At 41.7% G+C, this 23,425-nt stretch carries 20 protein-coding genes; 19 read left to right on the forward strand and 1 reads right to left on the reverse strand.

Going from position 1 to position 23,425, the window contains the following annotated elements:
• Window positions 1-53 precede the first annotated feature (53 nt).
• From pulA to cls, 15 genes are all read left to right on the forward strand, one after another.
• Window positions 54-2,771, forward strand: coding sequence for a type I pullulanase (gene pulA / locus DXB43_RS04250; RefSeq protein WP_117946898.1), 2,718 nt, complete (start codon window positions 54-56; stop codon window positions 2,769-2,771).
• A gap of 144 nt (window positions 2,772-2,915) precedes the next feature.
• On the forward strand, window positions 2,916-3,383 hold the full coding sequence (gene rimP, locus DXB43_RS04255; RefSeq protein WP_022242582.1) for a ribosome maturation factor RimP: 468 nt from the start codon (window positions 2,916-2,918) through the stop codon (window positions 3,381-3,383).
• A gap of 51 nt (window positions 3,384-3,434) precedes the next feature.
• On the forward strand, window positions 3,435-4,595 hold the full coding sequence (gene nusA / locus DXB43_RS04260) for a transcription termination factor NusA (RefSeq protein WP_117946899.1): 1,161 nt from the start codon (window positions 3,435-3,437) through the stop codon (window positions 4,593-4,595).
• A complete protein-coding gene (gene rnpM, locus DXB43_RS04265; RefSeq protein ID WP_022242580.1) occupies window positions 4,582-4,860 on the forward strand; it encodes an RNase P modulator RnpM in 279 nt (92 codons plus the stop codon). The genes nusA and rnpM overlap by 14 nt, the downstream gene beginning before the upstream one ends.
• Complete coding sequence (locus DXB43_RS04270) at window positions 4,847-5,164, forward strand: L7Ae/L30e/S12e/Gadd45 family ribosomal protein (protein WP_022242579.1); 318 nt, start codon at window positions 4,847-4,849, stop codon at window positions 5,162-5,164. Before rnpM ends, DXB43_RS04270 begins: the two co-directional genes overlap by 14 nt.
• Window positions 5,165-5,179: 15 nt before the next feature.
• The gene (gene infB, locus DXB43_RS04275; protein ID WP_117946900.1) at window positions 5,180-8,137 is read left to right on the forward strand and encodes a translation initiation factor IF-2; all 2,958 of its coding nucleotides are present in this window, start codon (window positions 5,180-5,182) and stop codon (window positions 8,135-8,137) included.
• A gap of 23 nt (window positions 8,138-8,160) precedes the next feature.
• A complete protein-coding gene (gene rbfA / locus DXB43_RS04280) occupies window positions 8,161-8,523 on the forward strand; it encodes a 30S ribosome-binding factor RbfA (protein ID WP_022242577.1) in 363 nt (120 codons plus the stop codon).
• A 35-nt stretch (window positions 8,524-8,558) separates the two neighbouring features.
• Complete coding sequence (locus tag DXB43_RS04285) at window positions 8,559-9,509, forward strand: DHH family phosphoesterase (RefSeq protein ID WP_117841001.1); 951 nt, start codon at window positions 8,559-8,561, stop codon at window positions 9,507-9,509.
• A 12-nt stretch (window positions 9,510-9,521) separates the two neighbouring features.
• Window positions 9,522-10,454 (forward strand): tRNA pseudouridine(55) synthase TruB, encoded by a 933-nt coding sequence (truB, locus tag DXB43_RS04290; protein ID WP_022242575.1) that lies wholly within the window; start codon window positions 9,522-9,524, stop codon window positions 10,452-10,454.
• Window positions 10,455-10,486: 32 nt separating this feature from the next.
• Window positions 10,487-11,410: a bifunctional riboflavin kinase/FAD synthetase gene (locus tag DXB43_RS04295; RefSeq protein ID WP_022242574.1), complete on the forward strand. Its 924-nt coding sequence runs from the start codon at window positions 10,487-10,489 to the stop codon at window positions 11,408-11,410.
• A gap of 174 nt (window positions 11,411-11,584) precedes the next feature.
• A complete protein-coding gene (locus DXB43_RS04300) occupies window positions 11,585-12,703 on the forward strand; it encodes a C40 family peptidase (RefSeq protein WP_117946901.1) in 1,119 nt (372 codons plus the stop codon).
• Window positions 12,704-12,847: 144 nt separating this feature from the next.
• Complete coding sequence (gene rpsO, locus DXB43_RS04305) at window positions 12,848-13,114, forward strand: 30S ribosomal protein S15 (protein ID WP_022242572.1); 267 nt, start codon at window positions 12,848-12,850, stop codon at window positions 13,112-13,114.
• 293 nt (window positions 13,115-13,407) lie between these two features.
• Window positions 13,408-15,501: a polyribonucleotide nucleotidyltransferase gene (locus DXB43_RS04310; RefSeq protein ID WP_117697175.1), complete on the forward strand. Its 2,094-nt coding sequence runs from the start codon at window positions 13,408-13,410 to the stop codon at window positions 15,499-15,501.
• A gap of 238 nt (window positions 15,502-15,739) precedes the next feature.
• Window positions 15,740-16,630, forward strand: a complete 891-nt coding sequence (locus DXB43_RS04315) for a S8 family peptidase (protein ID WP_117697177.1) — start codon at window positions 15,740-15,742, stop codon at window positions 16,628-16,630.
• A 158-nt stretch (window positions 16,631-16,788) separates the two neighbouring features.
• On the forward strand, window positions 16,789-18,324 hold the full coding sequence (gene cls / locus DXB43_RS04320; RefSeq protein WP_117946902.1) for a cardiolipin synthase: 1,536 nt from the start codon (window positions 16,789-16,791) through the stop codon (window positions 18,322-18,324).
• An 8-nt stretch (window positions 18,325-18,332) separates the two neighbouring features.
• Here the strand turns inward: cls and DXB43_RS04325 are convergent, their stop codons facing one another.
• Window positions 18,333-19,595 (reverse strand): D-alanyl-D-alanine carboxypeptidase family protein, encoded by a 1,263-nt coding sequence (locus DXB43_RS04325; protein WP_117946903.1) that lies wholly within the window; start codon window positions 19,593-19,595, stop codon window positions 18,333-18,335.
• 98 nt (window positions 19,596-19,693) lie between these two features.
• Here DXB43_RS04325 and DXB43_RS04330 point away from each other — a divergent pair, with 98 nt between their 5' ends.
• The 4 genes from DXB43_RS04330 to DXB43_RS04345 all read left to right on the forward strand — a co-directional run bounded on the left by DXB43_RS04330 (window position 19,694) and on the right by DXB43_RS04345 (window position 23,361).
• Window positions 19,694-20,551, forward strand: coding sequence for a metallophosphoesterase (locus tag DXB43_RS04330; protein ID WP_117946904.1), 858 nt, complete (start codon window positions 19,694-19,696; stop codon window positions 20,549-20,551).
• 107 nt (window positions 20,552-20,658) lie between these two features.
• Window positions 20,659-21,408 (forward strand): segregation and condensation protein A, encoded by a 750-nt coding sequence (locus DXB43_RS04335; RefSeq protein WP_022243723.1) that lies wholly within the window; start codon window positions 20,659-20,661, stop codon window positions 21,406-21,408.
• Between the two features lie 23 nt (window positions 21,409-21,431).
• A complete protein-coding gene (gene scpB / locus DXB43_RS04340) occupies window positions 21,432-22,001 on the forward strand; it encodes an SMC-Scp complex subunit ScpB (RefSeq protein ID WP_117841006.1) in 570 nt (189 codons plus the stop codon).
• A gap of 91 nt (window positions 22,002-22,092) precedes the next feature.
• Window positions 22,093-23,361, forward strand: a complete 1,269-nt coding sequence (locus tag DXB43_RS04345) for a D-alanyl-D-alanine carboxypeptidase family protein (protein ID WP_243006639.1) — start codon at window positions 22,093-22,095, stop codon at window positions 23,359-23,361.
• Window positions 23,362-23,425: the final 64 nt, after the last annotated feature.

Raw genomic sequence — 23,425 nt, forward strand, 5'->3', positions numbered from 1 at the left:
TAACAAACAAGGAAAAAATAAGCAAATCTAACAAATGTATGATGGAGGGTGACATGAAGAGAAGAGGAAAAGCATTGGGGATGGCATTGCTGCTTATCATGATGACTGTTTTTTCAGTAGTCTCAGATGCGGCAATGGTAAAGGCTGACGAACTTTTGATTAAGCTGCATTACCACAGAGCAGACGACAATTACGATGGATGGGATGTCTGGATGTGGGGAGAAGGTGCGGATGGTGCAGCTTATGAACTGGCAGAGGAAGATGGTGACCATGTGGCAACCATGGAAGTAACACCGGGTACAACCTCTGTTGGATTTATTGTGCGTACAGCAGACTGGACCAAGGATGTTGATGAAGACCAGTTTATTGATATTTCCGAGATGGTATCCGGCACTGTGGATATTTATGTGGAGTCCGGTGTGAAAGGATATACCAAAGAATATGGTGATGATGCTGTAACCGGAACTAAATTATCCGGAGCCAAATATGATGGGGAAAGCGCAGTAACCGTTCAGATGACCGGAGCAGTTGAAGGGGATCTGATGCAGGCATTTTCCATTAAGAGTGCCGATGGTGTGGCGGTTACTATCAAAGAAGTAACACAAGATGAAGATTTCGTATATCAGGTAGTTGTGGAAAAACCATTAGATGCTTATAAGAGCTATCAGATTACATACGAAGGAACTGAATATAAAGTAGTGATGCCGAGCGTATATTCCACCAAAGAATTTGAAGAAGAATATACTTATGACGGAGATGACCTTGGTGCAACCTGGACAAAAGACAGCACAGCGTTCCGTCTCTGGGCACCAACCGCACAGGCTGTTTCTGTAAATCTCTATGAATCAGGAATAGAAGGAACCGATGATTTAATCGAATCCATTCCAATGACTGCAGATATAAACGGAACCTGGGTGGCATCAAAGGATGGAGATTTAAATGGTACCTATTATACTTATACCGTTACCATTAATGGTGAGGAAAAAGAAGCCAATGACCCATATGCAAGAACCACAGGTGTCAACGGAAAACGTGCCATGATAATTGATTTGGAATCCACCAATCCGGAAGGGTGGGACAGTGACGGTAACCCACATGCCGGAGAGGGTATTAATGATGCTGTTATTTATGAAATGCATATCCGTGACGTCTCTTCAGATTCCAGTTCCGGAATTGAAAACGTTGGAAAATATTTAGGACTGACAGAGACCGGAACCACAACTGAAAATGGTGTTCCGACCGGACTTGACCATATCAAGGATTTGGGAATCACACATTTACATTTACTTCCGTTTTATGATTATGGTTCCGTAGATGAAACAAAGCTGGATACACCACAGTTTAACTGGGGATATGATCCGGTCAACTACAACGTACCGGAAGGCTCTTATTCCACGGATCCATATCATGGAGAAGTCCGGGTGAAAGAAGCTAAAGAAATGGTAAAGACGTTACATGATAATGATATCAGTGTCGTTATGGACGTGGTTTACAATCATGTATACAATGCAGGAGAATTCTGTTTTAACGTAATTGTGCCGGAGTATTTCTCAAGAGTAAATGATAATGGGACTTATTCTAATGGTTCCGGCTGTGGAAATGACACAGCATCCGAGCGTTCCATGGTGAAGAAATATATTGTGGACTCTGTGAAATACTGGGCAGATGAATATCATATTGATGGCTTCCGTTTTGACCTGGTAGGACTTTTGGATACGGAAACCATGAACGAGGTAATCGAGGAAGTGCACAAAGACCACCCGGATGTTATCTTCTACGGAGAAGGATGGTCGATGCAGACAAGCCTTACCAAAGAAGGATATTCCATGACAACACAGACCAATTCCACAGAAGTACCGGAAATGGCTTTTTTCAGTGATACTTTAAGAGATTTGTTAAAAGGAAATACATTTTCAACTACAGAAAAAGGTTTTGTATCCGGAGCAAATGGCAAAGAGAAGACCTTACAAAAATGCTTTATGGGATTATCACCGGAATGGTGTACTACACCTTCCCAGTCCGTTAACTACGCATCCTGTCACGATAATCTTTCCCTGATGGATCGTATTATCCGTTCTACTCCGGAAGCTTCCGTGGAGGAGCGAATCCGCATGAACAATCTTGCAGCAGCCATTTATATGACGGCAGAGGGTGTTCCGTTTATGCAGGCAGGAGAAGAATTCTTAAGAAGCAAAGTGAAAGCAGATGGTGGTCTTGATGAAAACAGCTATGCCTCACCAGATTCAGTAAACAGCTTAAAATGGAGCAATCTGGAAGATGAACAGTATCAGAATGTTTACCAGTATTATAAAGGACTGATTGCATTCCGTAAGGCACATCCGGTGCTTCGCCTTGACAATGCAGAGGATGTAAAAGCACATGTGACTCCGGTAGAAGATTTAGATGATAATGTAGTAGCGTTTGCAATTACCGGTGATGTTGACGGAGAGACAGCAGATGGAATGTATGTGATCTTCAATGCCAATAATGAGAAAAAAGAAGTAACTCTTCCGGAAGGAAACTGGAATGTATGCATTAATGATACCTTAGCAGGAAAAGATACGATTGAAACAATTTCTGGAACAGCAGAAGTAGCTCCGGTTTCTGCATTGATTTTAGTAAAAGGTGATGGAAACGGCAGCACAGCAGTAGTATCTGCAGGAACATTACCAGCATGGATGGCATATGTATTTACAATTCTGGTTGCCGTAGTGATTGGAGCATGTTCTGTCTGGTCACAGAAAAAGGCAGGAAAAGCCGGCAGAAAGTAGATAATTTGGAAATAAAATCTTGCAATTTAAGAAAATAGTGCTATAATAATACAGTACATGATGATTTAGGCTTTGAGAGTGGGCGTTGCGTCCACTCTCAATTCATGTTTAGAACAAAATTTAAGCAGATGGAAAGGTGGTTACATGTCCAGAAAAGAAATTTATGAACAGAAGACAGAAAGCTTCATTCAGCCAATCGTTGATAAGTATCATTTTGAACTGGTAGATGTGGAATATGTCAAGGAAGGTTCCGACTGGTACTTACGGGCTTACATTGATAAGGAAGGCGGAATTACCGTCAATGACTGTGAAATGGTAGCACGGGAAATGAATGAGATTCTGGATCGGGAAGATTATGTGGAAGACTCTTATATTTTTGAAGTGAGTTCGCCGGGACTTGGCAGACCGTTGAAGAAAGAAAAGGACTATGTCCGTTCTATGGGAAAAGAAGTGGAGATACGTCTGTATCGTGCCATAGATCATGAAAAGGAATTTTGTGGAGTCTTAAGTGCATATGATGAGAATACCGTAACAATTGAAGACGAATCTTATGGACAGAAGGTATTTGATAAGAAGGATATTGCATTAATCCGTCTTGCCATCGATTTTTAATCATTAACATAGCATACAACTTAGAAAATAAGTATATAGGAGGATAAAGAAATGAATAACGAGTTGTTGGAAGCATTGACAATACTGGAGCAGGAAAAAAATATCAGCAAAGAGACTTTACTTGAGGCAATTGAGAATTCTCTGCTGACTGCATGCAAAAACCATTTTGGAAAGGCAGATAATATTAAAGTAAATATTGACCCGGAAACATGCGAGTTCCATGTGCTTGCTGAGAAGACCGTAGTGGAAAAAGTAGAAGATGATGTAACAGAAATCAGCCTTGCAAATGCACGCATGATTGATTCTGAGTACAATCTTGGTGATGTGGTAAATGTAGAAGTTAAATCCAAAGAATTTGGACGTATTGCAACACAGAATGCAAAGAACGTAATTTTACAGAAGATTCGTGAGGAAGAAAGAAAAGCAATTTACAGCGAATATTATAGCATGGAAAAAGACGTTGTAACCGGAATTGTACAGAGATATGTTGGAAAAAATATTTCCATTAATCTTGGTAAAGCAGATGCCATTCTTACTGAAAATGAGCAGGTAAAGGGTGAAGTATTCAAACCGACCGAACGTATCAAGGTATATATTCTGGAAGTAAAATCTACACCAAAGGGACCAAAGATTATGGTTTCAAGAACACATCCGGAATTAGTAAAACGTCTGTTTGAAGCAGAAGTTACTGAAGTAAAAGATGGTATTGTAGAGATTAAGAGTATTGCCCGTGAAGCAGGAAGCAGAACAAAGATTGCTGTTTACTCCAATGACCCTGATGTAGATCCGGTAGGAGCATGTGTAGGTATGAACGGAGCCAGGGTAAATGCTATCGTAAGTGAATTACGCGGTGAGAAAATTGATATCATTAACTGGAATGAGAATCCTGCTATGTTAATCGAGAACGCATTAAGCCCAGCAAAAGTTATTTCCGTAATCGCAGATGGCGAAGAGAAGAGCGCAAAGGTTGTTGTTCCGGATTATCAGTTATCCCCTGCTATCGGTAAAGAAGGACAGAATGCAAGACTTGCTGCAAGACTGACCGGATTCAAGATTGATATCAAGAGTGAGACACAGGCAAGAGAGTCCGGTGAATTCATGGATTATGAAAATGATTACGAGGACTATGATGAGGAGTATGAAGAGGGTTATGAGGAAGGTTATGAAGAAGAAAACGCAGGAGATGGTGAGTTCATAGATGGCAACGAATAAGAAGATTCCTATGCGGAAATGTGTAGGATGCCAGGAAATGAAAAGCAAGAAAGAACTGATTCGGATTATTCATACGCCGGAAGATGAACTTGTAGTGGACTCCACTGGAAGGAAGAATGGAAGAGGCGCATATATCTGTCCGAATATGGATTGCTTTTTGGCAGCAAAAAAGACAAAGGGCTTGGAAAGATCTTTGAAAATGGCGATTCCGGAAGAAATATATGAGGAGTTGCAAAAGGAGATGCAGAATATTGAAACAAGATAAGGTGTTATCCATGCTTGGACTTTCTGCCAAGGCAGGAAATGTTGCAAGCGGAGAATTTTCAACAGAGAAAGCGGTAAAAGAAGGAAAGGCTCATCTGGTCATTGTCGCAGGAGATGCTTCAGATAATACGAAGAAACATTTCCGTGATATGTGCAGCTTTTATGAAGTGCCATTTTATGCTTATGCTGATAAGGAGAGTCTCGGACATCATATTGGAAAAGAATTTCGGGCATCATTGGCAGTTACCAACGAAGGTCTTGCCAAAGCCGTCATAAAGCAATTGAAACTGTTAACAACTGAATAACGGAGGTAGTTATATATGTCAAAACTCAGAGTATATGAACTCGCAAAAGAATTAAATATAAAGCCGCAGGATGTTTTGGATTCCTTAAAAGGAACCCAGTATGAAGTAAAGACATCCAGTAATAGTATAGATGAAGATGCACAGAAACTGGTACGTTCTAAAGTAAAAGGAGCAGCAAAACCGGCAGCAAAGCCAGCAGCAGAGACAAAGCCGGCAGGCAAAGCAAAAGCTGCAACAGAAGCAAAGCCAGCAGGTGAAACAAAAGCTGCAGGCGAGGCAAAATCAACAGAAGCACCGGCTCGTCCAAAGAAAAAAGCAAGCATTTCTGCTGTATTTAACCCACAGAACAGCAAGACCAATCCGGGAAGCAGACGTCAGGCTTATCACACCAATGCCAAGACCGGAGAAACAAGAAGACCGGCACCGGCTGCAAGACCAGCTCAGCCTGCAAAACCGGCAGCACCAAAGCCTGCAGAAGTAAAAGCTGCAGAAGTTAAGCCGGCAGAGGTAAAGGCAACAGAAGTTAAGGCTGCAGAAGTAAAACCAGCAGAAACGAAAACTGCAGAAGTAAAGACTACGGAAACAAAAACTGTTCAGGAGAAACCGGTAGTGAAAACAGAAGAGAAGAAGACGGAGACAAGAAACTTTAACAATAACCGTCAGCAGGGAGACAGACCATACAACAATAACCGTCCACAGGGAGACAGACCGTATAATAACAACCGCCCACAGGGAGACAGACCGTATAATAACCGTCAGCAGGGAGACAGATCGTACAACAATAACCGCCCGCAGGGGGACAGACCATATAATAACCGTCAGCAGGGAGACAGACCGTATAATAACAACCGCCCGCAGGGAGACAGACCGTACAATAACAACCGCCAGCAGGGAGACAGACCGTACAACAATAACCGCCCACAGGGAGACAGACCATACAATAATAACCGTCCACAAGGCGACAGAAATGGAAGAGGCGGAAGAAATGGTGGAAGATTCGATCAGGAATTAAACCGTTTCAATAAAGAAGCAATCCAGGCAGGACCGGACGATTTAAGAAAAGAAAGCCGTGAGAACCGTGACCGTGACAATACCCGTAAGAAACAGGTGCAGGAGCACGATAAGTTAGGAAGCAAGAAACAGGAAAGATATGTAAATCTTGAGAAAAACGGCGGTAAGAAGAAACGTCCTGCACAGCCGAAACCAAAGGAAGAAGATACCATCCGCAGCGTATCCCTGCCGGAGCGTATGACGATTAAGGAACTGGCAGATAAGATGAAGGTTCAGGCTTCTGAAATCATCAAGAAGCTCTTTATGAAGGGACAGATGGTTACCGTAAACCAGGAAATCGACTATGACAGTGCAGAAGAAATTGCACTGGAATTTAACTGTATTGCAGAGCCGGAAGAAAAGGTAGACGTAATTGCAGAACTCTTAAAAGAGGATGAAGAAAGAGAAGAAGATTTAGTTCCAAGACCACCTGTTGTCTGTGTAATGGGTCACGTTGACCATGGTAAAACATCCCTTCTGGATGCAATCCGTAATACACATGTAACAGACCGTGAGGCTGGTGGTATCACACAGCATATCGGAGCCTATGTGGTAAGTATCAATGGACAGAAGATTACCTTCTTAGATACACCGGGACATGAAGCATTTACCGCAATGCGTCTGCGTGGAGCAAAATCCACCGACATCGCAATTCTTGTAGTTGCAGCAGATGATGGTGTCATGCCGCAGACTGTAGAAGCAATTAACCATGCTAAAGCAGCCGGAATTGAAATCGTAGTAGCAATCAATAAGATTGATAAGCCAAATGCCAATATCGACCGAGTAAAACAGGAGTTATCCGAATACGAACTGATTCCGGAAGACTGGGGTGGAAGCACCATTTTTGTACCGGTATCTGCTCATACCCACGAAGGTATTGACCAGTTATTGGAAATGTTATTATTAACAGCAGAAGTCAGCGAGTTAAAGGCAAATCCAAAACGTAAAGCCCGTGGTGTTATCATTGAGGCACAGCTGGATAAAGGAAGAGGAGCTGTAGCAACTGTTTTAGTACAGAAGGGAACCCTTACAGTTGGTGAGCCGATTGCCTGTGGTAGTGCATATGGTAAAGTGCGTGCCATGATTGACGATAAGGGAAGAAGAGTAAAAGAAGCCGGACCATCCATGCCGGTAGAGATTTTAGGACTTTCCAGTGTACCAGATGCAGGAGAAACATTCGTAGCATGTGACAGTGAAAAAGATGCAAGAAACTTTGCAGAGACATATATTTCCGAAGGAAAGGCAAAACTGTTAGAGGAGACCCGTTCCAGAATGTCTTTAGATGACCTGTTCTCACAGATTCAGTCCGGAGATGTAAAAGAGCTGGATATCATCGTTAAAGCAGACGTCCAGGGTTCTGTAGAAGCCGTAAAACAGAGTCTTGTAAAACTTTCCAACGACGAAGTTGTGGTTAAGATTATCCATGGTGGTGTTGGTGCAATCAACGAATCTGATGTTACTTTAGCATCTGCATCTAACGCAATCATCATTGGATTTAACGTAAGACCGGACCCTACAGCAAAGGTTACTGCTGAAAATGAAGGTGTAGATATCCGTCTTTATAAAGTTATCTATAACGCAATTGAAGACGTAGAAGCTGCTATGAAGGGAATGTTAGATCCTGTATACGAAGAAAAAGTAATCGGCCATGCAGAAGTCCGTCAGATTTTCAAAGCATCCGGTGTTGGTAACATTGCAGGTTCATATGTATTGGATGGTAACTTTGAGCGTGGATGTAAAGTCCGTATTACCCGTGAGGGAACACAGATATTTGAAGGAAATCTTGCTTCCCTGAAACGTTTCAAGGACGATGTGAAGGAAGTAAAAGCCGGATATGAGTGTGGTCTTGTATTCGAAGGATTTAATGATATTGCAGAACTGGATCAGGTAGAGGCATATAAGATGGTAGAGGTTGCCAGATAATCTGATAGAAGGACAGGAAAATTATGCAAAAAAATAGTATGAAAAATATGCGGATAAATGGAGAAGTTCAAAGAGAACTCTCCAACATTATCCGGAGTGAAGTAAAAGACCCGCGTATTGCACCGATGACCAGTGTGGTCGCCGTAGAAGTGGCACCGGATTTAAAAACCTGTAAGGCGTATATCAGTGTATTCGGAGACGAAGAAGCTCAGAATAATACAATCAAAGGTCTTAATAGTGCAGAAGGGTATATTCGTCATGCCCTCGCAAAAAGTATCAATTTAAGAAATACTCCGGAGATTCGGTTTATTCTGGATCAGTCCATTGAGTATGGTGTAAACATGTCAAAGAAAATTGATGAGGTGATTGGACAGGAAGAGTCCTAAGCCTCATCCGAAGAGAAAGAGAGCAGGTGTTGCCAATGAAATTAGAGGAACAGCTTTATGATGTGAAGCGTGTAGCAATAGCCGGTCATGTAAAACCTGACGGAGACTGTGTAGGTTCCACGTTAGCAGTATATAACTATATCAGAAAATATCATCCGGAAATGGAAGTGGAACTCCATCTGGAACCGATTCCAAACATTTTCAAATTCCTTGCAAATGCAGATAAAATTGACAGCTCTTATATAGAAAAAGAGCCATACGATTTATTTATTGCATTGGACTGCGGCGATGAGAAACGACTGGGAAATGCAGTGAAATATTTTCATGCAGCAAAACGTACCTTCTGTGTTGACCATCATATCAGCAATCAGAGCTTTGCAGATGCAAACTACATTTTCCCGGAGGCAAGTTCAACCTGTGAGCTTGTATATGAACTCATAGATGAAGAGAAGATTACAAAGGAAATTGCAGAATGTATTTATGTGGGAATTGTGCATGATACCGGTGTGTTCCAGTATTCCTGTACTTCTGCAAAGACCATGAACATTGCCGGCAGGCTGATGGAAATGGGAATTGATTTCAGCCGTATCGTGGATAAGACTTATTATGAGAAAACTTACGAGCAGAACCGGATTTTAGGTCAGGCATTGGTGGACAGCCAGCTCTTTTTAGATGGAAAATGCATTGCATCTATCGTAACCAAAGAAGAAATGGAAAAATACCAGGTTCTTCCGAAACATTTAGAAGGAATCGTACAGCAGCTTCGTGCTACCAAAGATGTGGAAGCTGCAATCTTTCTTTACGAAAATGAGGATGGAAGCTTTAAAGCAAGCATGCGTTCCAGTGGTAAGGTAGATGTGGCAGTTATTATGATGTCCTATGGTGGAGGCGGTCATATACGGGCAGCCGGAGCAACCATAGAAGGCAATGCCAAAGAGATTCTTGAGGGAATCGTAAAGGACGTTGAAAAACAGCTTTTGAAATAGACAGGATAACGTATGGACGGAATTATTAATGTAAGAAAAGAAAAAGGATTTACGTCCTTTGACGTAGTTGCAAAGCTGCGTGGAATTTTAAAAATGAAAAAGATTGGACATACAGGTACGCTTGATCCGGATGCGGAGGGCGTACTTCCTGTATGTATAGGAAAAGCAACCAGAGTCTGTGACCTTTTAACTGATAAGGACAAGGTATACGAGGCAGTCATGCTTTTGGGAAAAGAAACGGATACCCAGGATATGACAGGAACCATATTAAAGGAATCCGAGGTAAATCTTTCCATAGAAGAAGTAAAGCAGTGTATTGAAAGCTTTGTGGGAGAATATGCACAGATTCCGCCGATGTATTCTGCACTGAAGGTCAATGGAAAGAAATTATGTGACTTAGCAAGAGAAGGTGTGGAAGTAGAACGCAAGGCAAGGAAGGTTCAGATATTAGATATTGCAATTTTATCAATCGACTTGCCACGAGTGACCATGCGGGTGCACTGTTCCAAAGGAACTTATATCCGTACATTGTGCCATGACATCGGAGAAAAATTAGGTTGTGGAGCCTGTATGGAGTACCTGGTACGGACAAGAGTTTCAGATTTTCAAATAGAAGATGCAAAAACACTGCAGGAAATTGAGACAATAATGAAAAGTGGTAAGATAGAAGAGATTTTATATCCCATTGATACCGTATTTAAAAATCTGCCACAGATTCACAGCCGCAAAGATAGTACTGCACTTTTATATAATGGAAATAAGCTGCCGTTGCCTGTGATAGCAGAGGCAGAGACGATAGAGCATACGCTTGCTTCTTTTTATAAAGAAGATGACTGCAAAAAAGTCAGAGTGTATGACAATGCAAATCATTTTGTTGGAATATATGAATACCGTACAGCGGACAGGCTGTTTAAGCCGGTAAAACTTTTCTTTACACAGCAATGAGAAGGAAAAAGACATTTAAGCAGGTATAAAAAATGAAGTATATACATGGAACAACAGAATTTCATATTGAAGAAGAATGCGTGCTTTCCCTTGGCAAATTTGACGGTCTGCACAGAGGACATGAGACTTTATTAGAACATATGATGGAGCAGAAGAATAAAGGCTGTGCAACGGTACTATTTACCTTTGCCATTCCGCCGAGACCGGGCAGGATAAATGAAGTCCAGAAGGTGCTTACGACGAATGAAGAGAAGGTTGCAATCTGTGAAGAGCAGGGCATTGATTATCTGATTGAATATCCTTTTACCAAAGAAGTCATGACCATGGAACCGGAAGCATTTATTGAAATGCTGGCTTCTTCCATGAAAATCCGTGGCATTGTGGTTGGAACAGATTTTCATTTCGGACATAACCGCCGCGGAGATTACCATCTGCTGGAAATATATGCGAAGAAGCTGCATTATGAACTTAAGGTAATAGATAAGGTTCAGTATGAGAATCGGGATATCAGCAGTACCTTTATCCGGGAAGAAGTAGAAAAGGGCAATATGGAAAAAGTAAAATACCTTCTTGGCTATGATTATTTTGTGGAAGGTGTTGTAATACATGGCAGAGAAATGGGCGCGAAGGTACTTGGAATCCCGACCATAAATATCATACCGCCGGAAAACAAACTGCTTCCGCCGTTTGGTGTCTATGTTTGTGATGTTGTAGTAGGGGATAAGACGTATCATGGAATCGCAGATGTTGGATGTAAGCCGACTATCGAAGGGGTTAATCCGGTGGCAGTGGAAACCAATATTTTTGATTTTAATGAGAATCTCTATGGAAAGAAAGTGCGTGTCTGCTTCCGGAGCAGAGAGCGCAGCGAGATGAAGTTTGAATCCTTAGAGGCTTTAAAGCAACAGCTCGAACAGGATATTGCCTATGGCAGATTTTATGTACAGCAGCATTAAATATATGAATTTCGTAAAATTTCGAACAATTGTTACATAATTGTTACATATTTATGTTGACATTATGAAATCACGTTGCTATAATCTTAAAATATGGAGAAGCATATTGATTCGAACAGATGCGGAAATGCAGGGTGCATTTTGCATCGTTACAATGTCAGGAGGCATATTTTTATGAAGAACAATAGAAAGTGGAAGACAACAGCATTTATTCTTACCTGTGGACTTACAGTGGCGCTTGAGGGTGGCGCAGCTGCACAGACATCAGCAGGTTCCGGCTTAAATGCAGGAATATTTGCTACAATGGATTCCTATTATAATACAGATATTGTTGTTTCAGCAACCAATACTGTTACAACGATGGAAGGACAGTCTGAGGATGCTGCAGCAACTGATACAACGGTACCTGCAGATACAGCAGCAACCGATACAGCGGTACCTGTAGATACAACAATCTGTGGATATACCAATCTTGGTATTGCACAGGTTGACAGCAGTTTAAATGTAAGGGAACAGCCGGATACCAATTCTGATATCGTAGGAAAGATGCAGAGTGATGCCGGATGTGAAATTTTAGAGGACGATGGCGAGTGGCTTAAAATTGAATCTGGTCAGGTAACCGGATATGTAAAAGCAGAATATATCATTACCGGAGAGGCAGCTGTAGCAAAAGCCCAGGAAGTAATGAAGACCATTGCAACCGTTACAACACAGACTTTAAATGTACGTGCTGAGATGAATACCGATTGTACCAAACTGGCATTGATGCCGGAAGGAGAAGAATTAGAGGTTTTAAATCAGTATGATGGCTGGGTGGAAGTAGACTTAGATGGTGATGTAGGATATGCAAGCACCGACTATGTAGAGATTTCACAGCAGCTGCCAAAGGCACAGACCATGACAGAATTAAAATATGGTCAGGGTGTTTCAGATACAAGAGTATCACTGGTGGCTTATGCAACACAGTTTGTCGGTAATCCATATGTATGGGGCGGAACCAGCCTTACCAGAGGAGCGGACTGTTCCGGATTTGTATTATCCGTATATGCAAATTATGGCGTATATCTGCCACACTCATCCAGAGCACAGGCAGGATGCGGAACCAGAATCAGTGCATCCGAAGCACAGCCGGGAGATTTGTTCTTCTATGGTAGCGGTAAGGGCATCAACCATGTGGCAATCTATATCGGAAATGGTCAGATTGTTCATGCAAGTTCACCTTCTACCGGAATCAAGATTTCCAATGCATATTATCGTTCACCAGTATGTGTTGTCCGTGTATTAGGAAACTAGATAAGGAAACTAACAGAATTTTGTTTACAAATAATAAGTAGTATGTTATATTTGTTAGGTATGATTTAGCCGATATTCGGTAGATGGACACTCCGACCTTTTGCTGATTATCAGGCGATAAGAAAATATAAGGAGGAAACGTAAATGTTATCAAAAGAAAGAAAAGAAGCAATCATCGCAGAATATGGTAAAACTGCTACAGACACAGGTTCACCAGAGGTACAGGTTGCACTTTTAACAGCCAGAATCAATGAGCTGAATGAGCACTTAAAAGTAAATCAGAAGGATCATCATTCCAGAAGAGGACTTTTAAAGATGGTTGGTCAGAGACGTCGTTTACTGGCTTACTTAAAGAAAGTTGATATTGAAAGATATCGTTCTTTAATCGAACGTTTAGGTTTAAGAAAGTAATTTCTTGTAAAAGGAAACCGTATAGAATAGAGCGGAGTTGTCCGCTCTATTTTTCGGTTGCTAGGCTTCCACAGGTTGCCGGATATCCGTAAGGAACTGCAAGTACAGAGTCTTATGGATGACAATGTAAGAACGGCAGAAGGACGATTCCGAGACCACTGATTAGTGCAATTACAGATTGTGTTAATCAGTAGTTTCGGTCGATACACCTCCGGATGGCTGCAAACAGCACCATTTCGGAACTTCTGCCATAATAAGCAGGAATATCCTGTATACAAAAAAGGAGAAATGATATGTACCAGAGTTATTCAATGGAACTTGCCGGAAGAACTCTTACGGTTGATATTAACCGTGTGGGTAAACAGGCAAATGGATGTGCATTCATGCACTACGGTGATACCACTGTATTATCTACTGCAACAGCATCTGAAAAGCCAAGAGACGGAATCGACTTTTTCCCTCTTAGCGTAGAGTTCGAAGAGAAATCTTATGCAGTAGGAAAAATCCCTGGCGGATTTAATAAGAGAGAAGGAAAAGCATCTGAGAATGCAATTCTTACTTCCCGTGTAATTGACAGACCTATGCGTCCGTTATTCCCAAAGGATTATCGTAATGATGTAACATTAAACAACCTCGTTATGAGCGTTGACCCGGAATGCCGTCCGGAAATCGTAGCAATGCTTGGTTCTGCGATTGCAACCTGCATTTCGGACATCCCATTTGACGGACCATGTGCTATGACACAGGTCGGAATGAAAGATGGTGAATTTGTAATCAACCCATCCCAGGAAGTTTGGGACAATGGTGATTTACAGTTGACGGTTGCTTCTACCAGAGAGAAAGTAATCATGATTGAAGCCGGAGCAAATGAGATTCCGGAAGATAAAATGATTGAAGCAATTTACATGGCACACGACATCAACCAGACCATTAATGATTTCATTATGAAACTGGTAAACGAAGTTGGTAAACCAAAACATGAATATACAAGCTGTGCAGTTCCAGAGGAAATGTTTGCAGCTATGCGTGAGATTGTTACACCGGATGAGATGGAAGTAGCAGTATTCTCTGACGACAAACAGACCAGAGAAGAAAATATCCGTAAAGTAACAGAGAAAATGGAAGAGGCATTTGCAGATAACGAAGAGTGGCTTCCATTAGTTGGTGAGGCTGTATATCAGTATCAGAAGAAGACCGTTCGTAAGATGATTTTAAAAGACCACAAACGTCCGGATGGAAGAGCAATCAACCAGATTCGTCCGCTGGCATCTGAGGTTGATATTATTCCTAGAGTACATGGTTCTGCTATGTTTACCCGTGGACAGACTCAGATCTGTGATGTTGTAACATTAGCTCCATTATCTGAAGTTCAGAAAATCGATGGATTAGATGAGAATATTACCACCAAGAGATATATGCACCATTACAATTTCCCATCCTACTCTGTTGGAGAAACAAAACCTTCCAGAGGACCGGGACGTCGTGAAATCGGACATGGAGCACTGGCTGAGAAAGCATTGGTTCCGGTTCTTCCTTCTGAAGAAGAATTCCCATATGCAATCCGTGCCGTATCCGAGACCTTTGAATCTAATGGTTCTACCTCTATGGCATCTACCTGTGCATCCTGTATGGCACTTATGGCTGCAGGTGTTCCGATTAAGAAAATGGTTGCAGGTATTTCCTGTGGTCTGGTAACTGGTGAGACAGATGATGATTACATCGTATTAACCGATATTCAGGGACTTGAGGACTTCTTCGGAGATATGGACTTCAAGGTAACTGGTACACATGACGGTATTACTGCAATCCAGATGGATATTAAGATTCACGGATTAACAAGACCTATCGTAGAAGAAGCAATCAGAAGAACCAGGGAAGCAAGACTTTATATCATGGACGAAGTTATGTCCAAAGCAATTGCTGAGCCAAGAAAAGAAGTTGGACAGTATGCTCCAAAGATTCTTCAGGTTCAGATTGACCCGGCTAAGATTGGTGATGTAGTAGGTCAGAAGGGTAAGACAATCAACGAGATTATCGACCGCACTGGTGTTAAGATTGACATCAATGATGAAGGTGCAGTAAGCATCTGTGGTACCGATAAAGCAATGCTTGAGAAAGCTGCTGACATGATCCGTATCATTACAACTGATTTTGAAGAAGGTCAGATTTTCACTGGTAAAGTAGTAAGCATCAAAGAATTTGGTGCATTCATCGAATTTGCACCGGGCAAAGAGGGAATGGTTCACATTTCCAAAATTGCGAAAGAGAGAATCGAACATGTAGAAGATGTTCTGACTCTTGGTGATACAGTAACCTGTATCTGCATGGGCAAAGACAGAATGGGAAGAATCAGCTTCTCCATCAAGGATGTTCCTGCTCAGAACTAATTGCAGATTCGTGGCATGTGATTTTTCAATACTCACATAAATAAAATAAGGCGTATGCTTTTGCGGATGAAAATCCACAAGGGTATACGCCTTTTTACGTAAGTAGCGAAGAAAAAAGTCTGGCAGAAAAAAAGAGCCGAGTTTGCTGGGTAAACTTTTTTCGGGTATCCGGAAAGCACTGCAGGTGGTCAAAAATGCTGCACTGCATATATTATAAGAAAACATAAAATGGTGCAGTATGGAACGGGTCAGACAGATTACAAGGGTGAATGAAGCTCATAAACTAGGATATATTGGAAATAATGTCACGGTAGCCGTGATGGATACAGGAATTGGAACTCATATTGATTTTGGACAAAGAATCAGAGGATTTCGTGATTATGTAGGTGATAAGAAGATACTTTATGATGATAACGGTCATGGAACCCATGTTTCCGGAATTATTGCAGGTTCCGGTTTTGCTTCTCATGGACGTTACCGGGGGATGGCACCGGGAGCAGCGATATATGCGATAAAAGTATTAGACCGTATGGGAAAGGGAAATACCAGACTGGTGGTATCTGCATTAAAATGGCTGATTGCAAATTATGGGAAAATGAATATAAGAATCTTAAATATTTCCGTAGGAATGCTTGCTTCGGCCAGAAGGGAAGAACAGGAGGAATTGTTAGCAGCAATTGAAGCAGTCTGGGACGCAGGAATCGTAGTGGTTGCTGCTGCAGGAAATAACGGGCCAAAGGATAAGAGTATTACGATACCGGGGCTATGCCGGAAGATTATAACGGTGGGCAGCAGTGATGATGAGGAAGGAGAAGTAAAAAATCTGGGTCTGATGCGTGGGTATAGTGGGAGGGGTCCGACGGAAGCCTGCATTATGAAACCAGAAGTAGTGGCTCCTGGAACAGCGATTGTCAGCTGTAAGCGGATGGGAAATGGTTATGAGATGAAAAGTGGAACCTCTATGGCAACACCGGTGGTGGCGGGGGCGGTCGCGGTGCTTTTAAGCCGTTATCCAAATCTAAAACCGGCAGAAGTAAAACTGCGGCTTTATGAGACGAGTGTAGATACTGGAAAATCCAAGCATGCACAGGGCTGGGGGAGGCTGGATGTCATGCGGCTGATTCGATAAAAGAAAATAGCCTGGAAGAGATAAAAAGCAGAAAGAAAGAGAAAGAGACAGAGACAGAGGGAAAGGAATACGCCGGACATTTGATTTCTGGGAGAAAATGCGGTAGAATGAAGAATACGCATAAAACAAGGGGTAGAAAAGAAAGAGGAGGGAATAAGGTGAAGAAAATAGTTAAAGTTTTAATCAGCAGACTTTTTATCACAGTTTTACTTATTTTACTTCAGTTTGGATATTTATTTTATCTGCTGCTGGAAGTTGGTAAAATGTCTACTTACATCAACCTGATTCTCAATATACTTGCATTTATCGTAGCTTTATTCGTTGTAAATCGAAGAATGAATCCGGCATACCGGCTGGCATGGGTATTTATTATTCTGATGTTTCCATTGCTCGGATTATTGCTGTACGTGGTATTTGGAAGACCGGAACTCACCAGAAAGGCAAGAGAGAAAATGAACCGTGTAAATGAGGAAGTAGAACCGCTTCTTACAGAAGATAGAGCGTGCAGAGAACGGCTGGCAGAAGAAGATTCGGTTGCCGCTGGACAGTCTTCATATATCAGTGACTGGGCGCATTTTCCAGTTTATGAACATACAGCAACAAATTATTATCCGTCCGGAGAAGAAATGTTTCCAGTTATGTTAGAAGAAATCCGGAAAGCGAAAAAGTTTGTTTTTCTGGAATATTTTATTTTAGATGATGGAAAGATGTTCCGGGAGCTGATTCAGCTTTTGAAGGAAAAAGTGGAAGAGGGCGTAGAAGTACGTCTGATTTATGATGATGTTGGCTGCATTACGACACTGCCGAATAATTTCTATAAGGAATTGCAGAAAATCGGAATTAAATGTGCGGCGTTTAATCCGTTGCGGGCGAGACTGGCTGTCATTATGAATAACCGTGACCACAGAAAAATCCTCGTTATTGATGGAAATGTTGCATTTACTGGTGGAATCAATATTGCAGATGAATATATCAATGAAATTGAGCGGTTTGGATACTGGAAGGATACCGGAATCCGTATGAAAGGTGCAGCGGTATGGAGCTTTACCTGTATGTTTCTTGAAATGTGGAATTATATAATAAATTCCACGGAGGATTATGAGAAGTTCCGGCCGGATGCAGACTATGTGGCAAAGATTCCATCCGTTGGATATGTGCAGCCGTATAGTGATACACCGTTAGATCACGAAAATACCGGCGAGAATGTATACATGAACATTATTAATTCAGCACAGAAGTATGTCTACATTTTCACCCCGTATCTGATTATTGACCATGAAATGCTGGTAAGCCTTCAGAATGCGGCAAAACGTGGTGTGGATGTGCGGATTGTAACACCTGGAATTCCGGATAAGAAATTTGTTTATCTTCTGACACAGGCAGATTATGGTGTTCTTATTGAAAGTGGTGTAAAGATTTATCAGTATACACCGGGATTTATTCATGCAAAGAGTTTTGTCTGTGATGATAAAATTGCTACCGTAGGCAGTATCAATCTGGATTACCGCAGTATGTATCTGCATTTTGAATGCGGAGTCTGGTGCTATAAGACCGAGGCAGTGCTGCAGTTAAAAGAAGATGCACTTGCGGTAATCGGACAGTCACAGCAGATTGATCTGGAATTCTGCAAACACAGATTTGTAGGAGTACGGATGATACAGACCTGTCTGCGTCTGCTGGCCCCGCTTTTGTAGAAAAGGTTTTACAGGGAGAAGAAATAAGTAAGCGTCTTACGAAAATAATCCTGATAGGTAGCTTTTGGAATTGTAGTATCATATAAGACACGGATGGAGCCGATTTCTTTTTCATTTAATGTATAGTAAAGTGTGCCGGCTTCTTTTCCCTGTGTTACCGGAGCTTTTATTTCTTCTGGAAGAGAAAGCTTTTTTTCAATAAGATTTAAGTCATTTCCTGCAGTATCAAGATATGAAAAGGTTCCTTCATAGGAAAGACTGACCTTTTTATCAGTGCCACCCCGTACTGATAATTCCGGCAGAGCGGGCGGTGTGGTATCCTGATAGAGCCGGCATACGGAAAAACCATAGTCTAAAAGGGCGGACGCATCAGCAAAACGCACTTTATAATCCGGTGCAGCCATAATGACTGCGATGAGTTTAATGTTATCTTTTTCAGCAGTGGCTGAGACACAGTACTTGGCAAGACCGGTGGAACCGGTTTTTAATCCAGTGGCATAGGCGTATTGTTTGATGAGCTTATTGGTGTTGGTTAAACCAAATTCGGAAGACCCTTTTTTCGTGACATGGGTAATATTTTCCATCCAGATGGTAGAATAATTATGTATCTGCGGATATTTTGTGATTAATTCCCGGGACATTAGAGCAACATCATAGGCACTGGTCATATGATTGTCAACGTCAAGACCGCAGCAGTTAACAAAGTTGGTATCCTTCATACCAAGACCGGCAGCCCGCTCATTCATCTGGGCAACGAAGGCATCTTCCGAACCGGCAATGAATTCTGCCATGGCAACGCAGGCGTCATTGGCACTGGCAACACTGATACACTTTATCATGGTATCAACGGTCTGGGTTTCACCCGGCTCTAAGAAGACCTGGGAACCGCCCATGCTTGCAGCATGTTCCGAAACTGTGACAACATCATCCAGGGAAATTTTTTGTGCGTCCAGAGCATCGAAAATCAGAATCAGTGTCATGATTTTCGTAATGCTGGCAGGATGCAGGATGGAATGAGCATCCTTTTCATAGATGATGGTTCCGGTAGATGCTTCCATTAAAAGAGCGCTGGGAGCAGACAATGTGACCGGAGCAGATGCATCGGAAGCAGCATCCGGATTGGAAGCATCTGGCATGGAAGCATCAGGGGATGGATTGTTGGATTCTGCAGGAGTTTCGTTTTCTGCAAGAACAGAAAATTGTGATGCCATTGGTAAAAAGGCCGGGCCAAGAAGAGACAGGCTTATGAAAATGGAAAGAATGGTATGCATAAGAATACCTCCGGTATGTTCTATTACATTTTAATAGAGAAGAGAAAGAAATATGCAGATAAAGCATGGTTTATTTTGTTGATGCAAAGAGGTGAAAGATGTTATTAAAAATCATTATTGTAATAGCATGTGTGATTTTGGTTTACATAATCTGGCAGTGGCAGGAATTAAAAAAATTTGCAAGAACGGATTATGAGATAAAAAGTGGTAAAGTGCAAAGAGAATATAAGGCAGCAGTACTGGCAGATTTGCATGGTTTTCAGTATGGAAAAGACAACATCCGGCTTTTAGATGCAATTAGAAGTGGACAGCCGGATCTGATTCTGATTCCAGGAGATATGGTGGTTAGCAGGAAAAGTGACACCTATGAGACAGCGTTAAAAATATTGGAAGAACTGTGCAGGATTGCACCGGTTTATTATTCTTACGGAAATCATGAATCCCGTGCCCACATAAGAAAAAGTGAGTATCAGGAGAAATTTTTCGCTTTTGAAAATAAGGTAAAAGAGCTTGGCATCCATGTACTACATAATGAAACAGAAGCTTTTGGAGAACTGGCGGTTACCGGGCTTGAAATTCCATTGTCCTGTTATAAAAAAGGAGTGGATGTGCCACTTCCACAGGATTATCTTGAGAAAACGCTTCCGGAGCAGACGGAAGATACATTTCAGGTGCTGTTAGCACACAATCCAAGATACGCGAAGGAATATGCAGACTGGGGAGCGGATTTGACTCTTTGCGGACATAATCATGGAGGACTGATACGGATTCCTGGCGTTGGAAGCCTGATTTCTCCGCAGTTTCAGTGGTTCCCGAAATATGATGCAGGAGCCTTTGATTTTGAGGGAAAGAAAGTAATCGTAAGCCGGGGGCTTGGAACCCATACCTTTCATATCAGAATCTTCAACCGGGCGGAACTTGTGTTTATGGTTATAAAACCACAAGATATTGCTTGATTTGTGGTATAAAGTTGTGAAAAACACTAAATCTTGTGAAAACACTTGCGTTTTTTCTTAGATACCGTTAAAATAGATGTGCTAGGAAAGAATGGAGAGGTTTTGAAATGGAATTAACAGTAAAGCTGCAGGTGTTCGAAGGACCGTTAGATTTGCTCCTTCATCTGCTGGATAAGAATAAAGTAAATATCTATGATATCCCAATTGTGGAGATTACCAATCAGTATATGGAATATATCCGGGAAATGAAGCGGCAGGATTTAAATGTTATGAGTGAGTTCTTAGTTATGGCAGCCACACTGATTGATATTAAATCAAAGATGCTTCTTCCGGCAAAAGAGACAGAAGAAGAGGAAGCAGAAGACCCGAGAGCAGAACTGGTAGAACAGCTTTTGGAATATAAGATGTATAAATGTATTTCCTATGAATTAAAAGACCGTCAGATGGATGCGGAAAAGGTGATGTTTAAGGAGCCGACGATTCCGGACGAGGTAGCTGCCTATGAAGAGCCGGTGGATTTAGAGGAACTGATGGCAGATGTCACATTGAAGAAATTGAATGATATTTTCAAATCCATCATGCGTAAGCAGGAAGATAAGATTGACCCGGTTCGTTCCAAATTTGGCAAGATTGAGAAAGAAGAAGTATCACTGTCCGATAAAATGGTATATTTAGAGCAGTATGCAATGACACATCCACATTTCAGCTTCCGCAGTCTTTTAGAAGCACAGTGTGGCAAGATGGAGATTATCGTGACCTTCCTTGCAGTGCTTGAGCTGATGAAGATGGGCAAGATAACCATTTATCAGGATAAAATATTTGATGATATCAGAATAGAGTCCAAGGTTGCAGCCTAGGCTCTTATTATATGAGGGTAGTAATGGAAGAAAAGAATTATGAAGCAATTATAGAAGCAATTTTATTTACCATGGGGGAATCGGTAGAATTGGATAAAATTGCCAATGCAATTGAATTAGACAAACAGGAAACCAAAAAGAAAATAGAAGCACTCCAGCAGAAATATGAGCAGGAAGAAAGAGGTATCCAGATTATCGAACTGGACGGTGCTTATCAGATGTGTACGAAGAATGAAATGTATGAATATCTGATTCGGATTGCAAAACAGCCAAAGAAGCGTGTCCTTACAGACGTACTGTTAGAGACCTTATCCATCATTGCTTATAAGCAGCCAATCACCAAGGCGGAGATTGAAAAAATCCGTGGCGTATCCTGCGACCATGCAGTAAGCAAACTGGTGGAATATAATCTGGTCAATGAAGTGGGAAGATTGGATGCTCCGGGCAGACCTATGCTATTTGGCACAACAGAGGAATTCTTACGGAGCTTTGGTGTGCATTCCATCGATGAACTCCCGGTGCTGAATGAAGACCAGGTGGAAGAATTCAAGCATCAGGCTGAACAGGAAGCAGAAATGAAGCTTGAAGTATAGCAACAGGGAATGTAGTAAGCGGAAGTATAATCGAAGTATAATCATAGAAAGAAATGAATAGAATGCAGAGAAAATGTATTTCGGAGCGGTCATGAAAAAGAGACGGTGGAAGAAAATGACAGCATTATCTCTGCTTTTTATATTTTTTAGTTCCAATCATATTCCGGCAGAACCGCTGCCACAGGATAATCCGGATGAAACGCAGGAAGAAAATGAAATAGAAATAGAAATCAAAGAACCAAAGAATTTGTACGCGCTGTCTGCATGCTTAATGGATGCGGATTCAGGGCGTATTTTGTTTGGAAAAGAAGAGGATGTGCGCCGGGCAAATGCCAGTACGACAAAGATTATGACATTGATTGTAACCTTAGAGCATGCAGATTTAAATAACGTGGTTACATTTTCTGATTATGCAGCCTCCCAGCCGGATGTGCAGCTGAATGGAGCAAGTGGGGAACAGTTTTTATTAAAAGACCTTTGTTTCTCTCTGATGTTAGAATCCCACAATGATTCGGCAGTGGCAATTGCGGAACATGTGGCAGGAAGTGTGGAGGCATTTGCTGGCTTGATGAATGAGAAGGCGGCGGAGCTTGGCTGCATGGATACCTATTTCATTACGCCAAACGGACTGGATAAGGAAGATGAAAACGGATTCCATGGAACGACAGCAGCCGACCTTGCCCGGATTATGAGCTATTGCATCAATGAGTCTCCCATGAAAGAGACTTTTCTTGAAATTACGCAGACACCGTCCTATTCCTTTTCTAATATAGAAGGAACACGAAACTACAGCTGCAATAATCATAACCGTTTCCTTACGATGATGGACGGAGCAATCAGTGGTAAAACCGGTTTTACGGGCAATGCCGGATACTGTTATGTGGGAGCATTGCGGCGGGATGACCGTACCTATGTGGTGGCACTTTTAGGCTGCGGCTGGCCAAACAATAAGAATTATAAATGGTCAGACACAAAACAGTTGATGCAGTATGGAATTGATTCTTTTGAAAAGGTAAATCTTCTGGAGTTGGAAATCCCCAAGGAAGCAGAGTATCCGCTTGAGATAAAGGGAGCAAAGACAGACGACTATAGCAGAATTAAGATGACAGAGGTTCAGAACAGGACAGAGGAAAAACAGATAGAAAATATACTGCTTCGTAAGGATGAATCCATTGAATTTAAATTGGAGAGAAAGCAGAGACTTGAGGCTCCGGTGGAAGCAGGAACTACTGTTGGAACCCTTAAGTATATACTGAACGGGCAGGTGGTGAGAGAGGAAGAACTTGTCTTAAAAGACAGTGTTTCGGCATGGGATTACCGCTACAGCTGCCTCAGAATGGTTGACCTTTTTTCTTTATAAAGTCAGAAAATCAGCCATAAAATGCGATATGTAAAATCTGTGAAAAAATTAACAATTTGCTATT

Source organism: Roseburia sp. OM04-10BH, from assembly GCF_003462605.1.
GTDB classification, from domain to species: domain Bacteria; phylum Bacillota; class Clostridia; order Lachnospirales; family Lachnospiraceae; genus Roseburia_C; species Roseburia_C amylophila.